The 7,701-nt window shown below is 40.6% G+C and carries 5 protein-coding genes and 1 other RNA gene; 3 read left to right on the top strand and 3 right to left on the bottom strand.

Features of this window, described 5'->3' with window-relative positions:
- Nucleotides 1-327 precede the first annotated feature (327 nt).
- Together JWR23_RS06205 and JWR23_RS06200 are read right to left on the bottom strand one after the other, a co-directional pair.
- On the bottom strand, nt 328-1,116 hold the full coding sequence (locus JWR23_RS06205; RefSeq protein ID WP_299514289.1) for a murein L,D-transpeptidase catalytic domain family protein: 789 nt from the start codon (nt 1,114-1,116) through the stop codon (nt 328-330).
- Between the two features lie 638 nt (nt 1,117-1,754).
- On the bottom strand, nt 1,755-4,187 hold the full coding sequence (locus tag JWR23_RS06200; RefSeq protein WP_299514286.1) for a thiamine pyrophosphate-dependent enzyme: 2,433 nt from the start codon (nt 4,185-4,187) through the stop codon (nt 1,755-1,757).
- A gap of 215 nt (nt 4,188-4,402) precedes the next feature.
- Between JWR23_RS06200 and JWR23_RS06195 the strand changes: the two genes are divergently transcribed.
- The 3 genes from JWR23_RS06195 (at nt 4,403) to ssrA (ending at nt 6,699) form a co-directional block, all read left to right on the top strand.
- Entirely contained in the window at nt 4,403-4,804 is a 402-nt protein-coding gene (locus JWR23_RS06195; RefSeq protein WP_299514292.1) for a DUF1573 domain-containing protein, read from the top strand.
- 143 nt (nt 4,805-4,947) lie between these two features.
- Complete coding sequence (locus JWR23_RS06190; RefSeq protein ID WP_299514283.1) at nt 4,948-6,174, top strand: pyridoxal phosphate-dependent aminotransferase; 1,227 nt, start codon at nt 4,948-4,950, stop codon at nt 6,172-6,174.
- 155 nt (nt 6,175-6,329) lie between these two features.
- Nucleotides 6,330-6,699, top strand: a transfer-messenger RNA (tmRNA) gene (gene ssrA / locus JWR23_RS06185).
- Nucleotides 6,700-6,937: 238 nt separating this feature from the next.
- On the opposite strand, the gene JWR23_RS06180 is transcribed toward ssrA, so the two are convergent.
- The coding region (locus JWR23_RS06180; protein ID WP_299514280.1) for a sensor histidine kinase KdpD at nt 6,938-7,701 on the bottom strand (764 nt) is incomplete at its 5' end.

The raw sequence follows: 7,701 nt of genomic DNA, 5'->3' as shown, positions 1-7,701 counted from the left end.
GATATTTGCCTGCGTTAATCAGAACAGACCCTACGAAAAAAATTATTGTAAATTAGTTGTTTAGATCATAGAAATCGAACATAGTGAGAGATCTATACACACGCTAAGCAGACGGATTGAAATGTATTTTTCGCTATCGCTCAAGAGATAGTTCTCGCTACCGCTCGAAATGACAACGAATCTTTATATAGTTTCCTTTTTTTATACGTCATAACGATTTTTTCCAGGATTTGCCTTGGTGGATACTCGCAATGATAAAAATTGTACTAACAAAAAACGCCATGCAAATGCATGGCGTTTTTTGTTAGTACTTTTAAAATGAAATTATTAAAGTTTTACAGAATCTGTAACAGCAGTTTCATCTTGCGACGTGAAACTCGCGTAGACATTCTCGTCTAAATATTTTGAAGTATAATGAGGATTATTACCATTAATAAACAATAACGTTTTACCCTTTATAGTATTGATAACTTGTTGTGCTACCGCCGGCGATACAGCCGGGCAGCCAAAACTACGGCCCAAACGGCCCATTTGCGCAATTGTACTTTCACCAACATAACTGGCAGCATGTACCACAATGCCACGGGCGCGGGCATTGGCATTAAAGCCTTCGTCTAAACCATCCAAACGTAACGAACGACCATGTTTACCTACGTAAACATCATCAGCCAGGTAAAAGCCTAAGCTGCTTTGGTGCGACTCATTGTTATCCGAAAAACGATCAGCCATATCATCACCGCTTCCCTGGCCATGCGCTACCCAGGTATTTAATAAAAGCTGCTTACTAAACAGATCAATTATCCACATACGTTTCTGGCGGCTTGATTTAGAGAAATCAACCACGGTAATAACAGAACTATTTTGCGCTAATTTATTAGCGGTTTTTAAATTGAAAAATCCGGTCAATGCTTTTTGAAACACTTCCATATCCAAACCGGCCTCCTGCAACTTTGCAGTTTGGTATACCGTATTTACATATTGGGTAAACAATTCTTTTGCTGTAGGAGCGGCGTTATAGCTTATGGCCGATTTTTTAGCCGATACCGGTGTCCAACCGATAACAGTGATGAAGAACATCAAAAAAACGCAGCTTATCCACCAAAAATGTTTTCTCATACTTGTTGAGTTTAATTCAATAATCAATAAAAAATTAGGGTGTGAGTTTGCAGGATTATTACACAAACATACGTAAACATTAATAATTAATAAAATTTATTAACATTTGTTTAAAATTTCACAAAACAATTGTATCCAAATTAAGTTATAGCTGCTTCTACGAAATTAAAGACTAAAAAGTTACAGATGGTTTATTTTATCCATTTAACTTTATTTTCAAACGGCACACTACGTGCACCTCGCGGATACTCATCCGTATAACCTAAATATAAAACACCCGGCACTTCATCCTCGTCGCGGAATTATAAAAACGTACGCATGGCAGGTTTTAGTATCATGCTGCCGGTGCCCTAATAGGTTACTATATTTAAAGCAGTTGCACCGAGTAATAAATTTTGCACAGCACAGGCCGTATTTTATTACCATTTATTAAAAAAGGCTTAACTGTGCGCCTGTTTTTGATGATGGTTGATAGAGTGGAAAAGGTGGTAGATGACATCTGAAAAAACATTGTCATTTCGACGAGGAACGAGGAGAACTATCTCTTGAGCGATAGCGAAAAAATCTATACACATGCAAAAGCGGCTTGGCGTGTGTATAGATTTCTCGCTATGCTCGAAATGACATTTTTAATATAATTAATATATCGCAGGATATTTACCGGGATTACTTTCGCTCATCATAGCATAAACCGCTTCAACAACATCATCCATTGATGGCTTGCTGAAGTAATCGCCGTCAGAGCCGTAAGGTGGCCTGTGCTCTTTGGCACTCAATGTTTTTGGCGGCGAATCAAGCGAATAATAGCCATTTTGGCCCTCCAATATATTTTGTAGTATGTAGGCAGATGCTGCTCCCGGCAAATCTTCGTCAACAACTAATAACTTACTGGTTTTTCTTAAAGAATTACCACAAACATTGTCAGTATCAAAAGGATATAGTGTTTGCGGGTCTATCACTTCTATGCTGATGCCCAGTTTTTCTAATTCAGTTGCCGCATCCATTACAATGCGAAGGGTTGATCCGTAGGAAACTACGGTCATATCATTACCTTCTTTCATTATCTCTGCCTTTCCAAGTGGTATGGTAAACTCGCCAACGTTTGCAGGCAGCTTTTCTTTTAACCGGTAACCGTTAAGGCACTCTATTACCAACGCGGGTTCATCGCCACGCAATAAGGTATTATACATACCGGCAGCCTGTGTCATGTTACGGGGTACGCAAATATGCATCCCACGCAACGCGCCTAAAATTATACCAAGTGGCGAACCAGAGTGCCATATACCTTCCAGCCTGTGGCCACGGGTGCGTACAATAACCGGCGCCTTTTGCCCGCCGAAAGTACGGTAGCTTAAGCTTGCCAAATCATCGCTTAAAACGGTTATGGCATATAAAAGGTAATCTACATATTGTATCTCGGCAATGGGTTTTAAGCCGCGCATGGCCAGGCCCATTCCCTTACCTATAATGCTTGATTCGCGTATGCCGGTATCTGTTATCCTAATTTCGCCATACTTAGCTTGTAAGCCGGCAAAGCCCTGGTTAACATCCCCTATTGCGCCCAGATCTTCACCAAAAGCAACAATACGTTTATCGCGCTCAAAATTGGCATCAAAACAAGCGTTCAATATCTCACGTCCATCTACAATATGCGCATCTTCGGTATACCGCGGTGCAACAACACTAACATTTAAAGGAGATAACGATGAACCCGAAAACAGCTTGGAGTTAAATCTTTCTTTATTCTTTATATTTTCGCGGTTTAGCCAGTTATTAAGCGCCAGTTTTTCGTTGGATGCTTCCTTAACAGTCAGGCGCAATGCTTTGCGTATAGCGGCCACTACATCCTTGCGGCCGGGATCAACACAGGCCAGTAGTTCTGTAGAAACTTCCTGTAATTCATTTTTAAACCCGGATACATGTGCTAACTCCCCTATTAACTGTACAGCCTCATTTATCTCTATCTTTATTTCATTACCCAGTTCGTTCCAAACCTCACGCTGGCAATTACGAACATATTTTTTAGCCTCTTCTTCTAAGGCTGTGATATCATCCTCATTAATAATTGCCGATTCTATCATCCAGTTACGCATTTGCAGCAAACAGTCATGCTCACTCTCCCATGCCAAACGTTCTTTAGATTTATACCGTTCATGTGAGCCAGATGTAGAGTGGCCCTGCGGCTGCGTCATTTCTATAACGTGTATCAATACCGGCACATGCTCGGCACGGCAAACTGATATCGCGCGTTCATACGTCTCGCAAAGCGCTACATAATCCCAGCCTTTCACTTTAAATATTTCGTACCCATTAGTGCCGTTTTCGCGCTGGAAACCTTTTAATATCTCAGAGATATCTTCTTTGGTGGTTTGCAGCCTGGCGGGTACAGAAATGGCGTAAGCATCATCCCAAACAGAAATAGCCATAGGCACCTGTAATACACCTGCCGCGTTAAACGTCTCAAAAAACACACCTTCGGAAGTTGCGCCGTTACCTATAGTGCCAAAGGCGACCTCATTACCGTTAACAGAAAATTCATCAAGCGATTTAAGCTCTTTATTTTGGCGATATAATTTTGACGCGTATGCCAAGCCAAGCAACCGGGGCATGTGCCCGCTGGTGGTTGATACATCGGCAGAGCAATTCATGTTTTCTACCTGGTTTATCCAGCTGCCATCAGCATTAATAAAACGGGTTGCGTAATGGCAATTCATTTGCCTGCCGCCTGATGCAGGGTCTTTTTCTATATCCGGATTAGCATATAGTTGTGCAAAAAATTCTTTTAAGTTGCTCATACCTGTGGCAAACATAAAAGTTTGGTCGCGGTAATAACCCGCCCGCCAGTCGCCCTTGCGGAACACCTTGGCCATAGCTAATTGTGCGACCTCTTTACCGTCGCCAAAAATACCAAACTTAGCCTTGCCGGTAAGTACCTCACGACGGCCAATAAGACTTGCCTGCCTACTCTCGTAGCCTATACGGTAATCTTTAATTACGATACTTTTGAAATCATCAAAACTTAGTTCAGCAACTTCAGATTTACCGGTACCAGGATTTGCAGTTTCGGGCATAAATTTTTCTTTTAGGATGTAAAATTATAAAATCTTAATTGTAATTGGCACATGTAGTATTAAAACAATCATATTAAGATAATAGTTTTAAAATTACATAAACCTTTATTATTAAACATCCGTATAATATAACCATTATTCAAACATTTACTTTACGTAGTAATTTTTTATTTAACGTTAAACCTTTTATATTTGTAATACTCAAATCAACCATGATGAAAAAATTAATATTAATGTGTGCAGTAGTTTTAGGTTTTGCCTTTACTGCATCTGCGCAAACTGAAAGCAAAGCTGAGTTTAAATTTAATGAAGAAAAACATGACTTTGGTAAAATCCCGCAAGGCATCCCGGTAACAACTGTATTTACATATACCAATGTTGGTTCTGAGCCGCTTATTTTAACCGAAGTTAAACCAACTTGCGGTTGTACTATTGCTGATTATACTAAAACTCCTGTAAAACCAGGCGAATCTGGTAAGATCACAATTACTTATAACGCGGCAGTTACAGCACCATTTAACAAAACTATTATTGTAACCTCTAACGCGAAAACTCCGCAAAAATATTTAAACATTGTGGGTGAAGTTGTAGCCAAAGCGGCACCAAGCACCAGGTAGAGTTTAAGGTTTAACCCCTTATCTCTGCAAAAAGAGAAAGGGTCATAAAAAATTTACAAGAAAGGCCCGAAATAATTCGGGCCTTTCTTGCTTATATACCAATCTGATAGACATTAATATTATCTTTTTATTAATTTTGCCATATGCCAAATATATCGCACAAAGGGCAGCGAATGCCAGCTTCTCCTATACGTAAACTAACCCCCTTTGCCGACAAAGCTAAACTGGACGGAAAAAAAGTATATCACCTCAACATTGGTCAGCCCGATATTGAAACACCAGAGGGGATGATCAACGCTATTAAAAATATTGATTTTAAAGTTTGGGCCTATACGCCGTCAGAGGGTACCTTATCCTATCGTCAGCAGCTTACCAAATACTATAATAAAGCGGGGTACAATATTACACCCGAAGATATTATAGTTACCGCCGGTGGCTCAGAAGCCATATCCATCACCTTTATGACTTGTTTAGATGCTGGTGACGAAGTAATAGTTCCAGAACCTTTTTATGCCAACTACAACGGCTTTGCAAGCCAGAGTGATATAGTGGTTAAACCTATATTGTCTTACATAAAAAACGGATTTGCATTGCCTCCAATAAGTGACTTTGAAAAAGCCATTACTGATAAAACAAGAGCAATATTTATTTGCAGCCCTAATAACCCTACCGGGTATTTATATTCGAGGGAAGAAATGGAAGCTTTAAAGGCATTGGTTTTAAAGCATGATCTGTACCTTTTTGCTGATGAGGCCTACCGCGAATTTTGCTATAATGACCAACCTTTTGTTTCGCCCATGCATTTGGATGGCCTGGATGAAAACGTGATCATTATTGACACAGTGAGCAAACGTTACAGTGCCTGCGGTGCACGTTTGGGCTGTATCATCACTAAAAACAAAAAAGTTTGGAACGCAGCAATAAAATTCGCGCAGGCAAGGCTTAGCCCGGGTATGGTTGAACAAATAGCAGGTGAAGCCGCTATTGACACACCAGCCGAATACTTTAAACAAGTAAAAGCAGAATATACCACCCGTAGAAACACAGTGGTAACCGCCCTTAACAGTATGGAGGGTGTATACTGCCCTAACCCCGGCGGTGCATTTTATGTAATGGCGCAGTTACCAATAGATGATTCTGATAAGTTTTGCCAGTGGATGCTGGAGGAGTTTAGCTATCAAAATCAAACCGTAATGATGGCCCCGGCCACCGGTTTTTATAGCACACCCGGCGCGGGTCTGAACGAAGTACGCTTAGCCTACGTTTTAAATAATGATGATCTGGCAAAAGCCATGACCTGTTTAGAAGAAGCTTTGAAAGTGTATCCGGGCAGGACAGTGAGCAAAGAGCAGCTGGCGGTTTCCGGTTAGCCGTTCTTAGTGATCAGTTTGCATTAGGTGGCACATAATTTGCAGGTATCTTAATAAGTTTAACTGTAAACCGCCTACGGCAACTGCAAACTAATTCTTATATTTGTATCCTGCTAACTGCAAACTGCCCACCGGTAACTGCAGACTCAAAAAATGGGGTCGACCGGAATTGACAGGATGGAGATAAGTATGTAAGCATGCAGCGCGTTGTGTGAATTAGCGCTAAAATCTGAACACTCAAACTTACAAATGGCGAAAATAACTACGCCTTAGCTGCTTAATTTAGAATTTAGCTAGCTTTTGTCCCGCCGGTTCTCCGTTTCATTGGGCCGGCAACCGGGGCATCGAAAAATGAAAATAGCCTGCTTAACGGTGTGCATAGCAGGCGAAACAAAACACCTAAGGAAGACGGTACAGGTAAGCAACTGACCTTCCCCTTCCCTACAATTTAACAGCTGCTAAGCACGTAGAAAGCATACCTTATACCATGTTTGGACGAGGGTTCGAATCCCTCCGGCTCCACTGAAAAGACCTTCGCAAGAGGGTCTTTTTTTGTAAAAGCGTGTTTCCAGCGTTTTAAACGAGTTTTTTGACATTTCATTTTGGCCCGGCTTTACCATTCATTTGATCGCAGCTAAAATATGGATCAATTGTATGCACAATCAGAATACGTTACTATTATAATTTTTATCCGGCTCTTAATGCTTAGTTTTCAACCAGTATAAAGAATTTTATTTACCGATAAGTTTAGTTGAAAAAGAAATTACTTAACCGCATAATAAGCCACTGGCAGCGTAAACCAAAATGTGCTTCCCTTCCCTGCTTCACTAATTACCCCGATTTCCCCATTATGAACTTTGATGATTTCAGCGCATATATAAAGCCCCAAGCCTAAGCCAGTGTATTGACTCCCGCTGTTATCTACGCGGTAATATCGGTCAAATAGAAAACGCTGCTTTTCAGCCGGGATGCCAAGACCCTTATCAGTTACTGATACTTTAGCCATACCATTTATTTTTTCTATATGAATGATAATCTTTTTAGATTCCGGAGCATATTTTATGGCGTTGGTAATAAAATTAATTACGATCTGATCAATGCGCACAGCATCGGCGTAAACTTCCACATTCATATCGCCTTCGGTTTGAATGGTATAAACACCCTCTGTACGGATATATTGGCAGGAGTCTATGATAACATTGGCAAGGATGAAGCTTTTTGGGTTGATGTGCAGTTGTCCTTCGTTCAACTTGCTCGCATTTAACAGGTCTTCAACCAATACATTCACTTTATCCAGGCTTTTATTGGCCTGTACAATCATCGGCAACATTTTAATAGAAGGGTTTTCCTTCATCCGATTGAGCAATTGCAATGCCGCCTTTAGGCTTGTAAGCGGGGTCTTAAGTTCGTGACTTGCAATACTGATAAAATCATCTTTTTGCTGTTGTAACAATCTGAGTTCCTCAATATCAGTTGCAGTCCCAACCCAAAGCTGCATTTCGCCCTGTTCATTTTTAATGGGCATGA

Source organism: Mucilaginibacter sp., assembly GCF_028288205.1.
GTDB lineage: Bacteria > Bacteroidota > Bacteroidia > Sphingobacteriales > Sphingobacteriaceae > Mucilaginibacter.
This window is presented reverse-complemented; position numbering and strand designations above follow the sequence as displayed.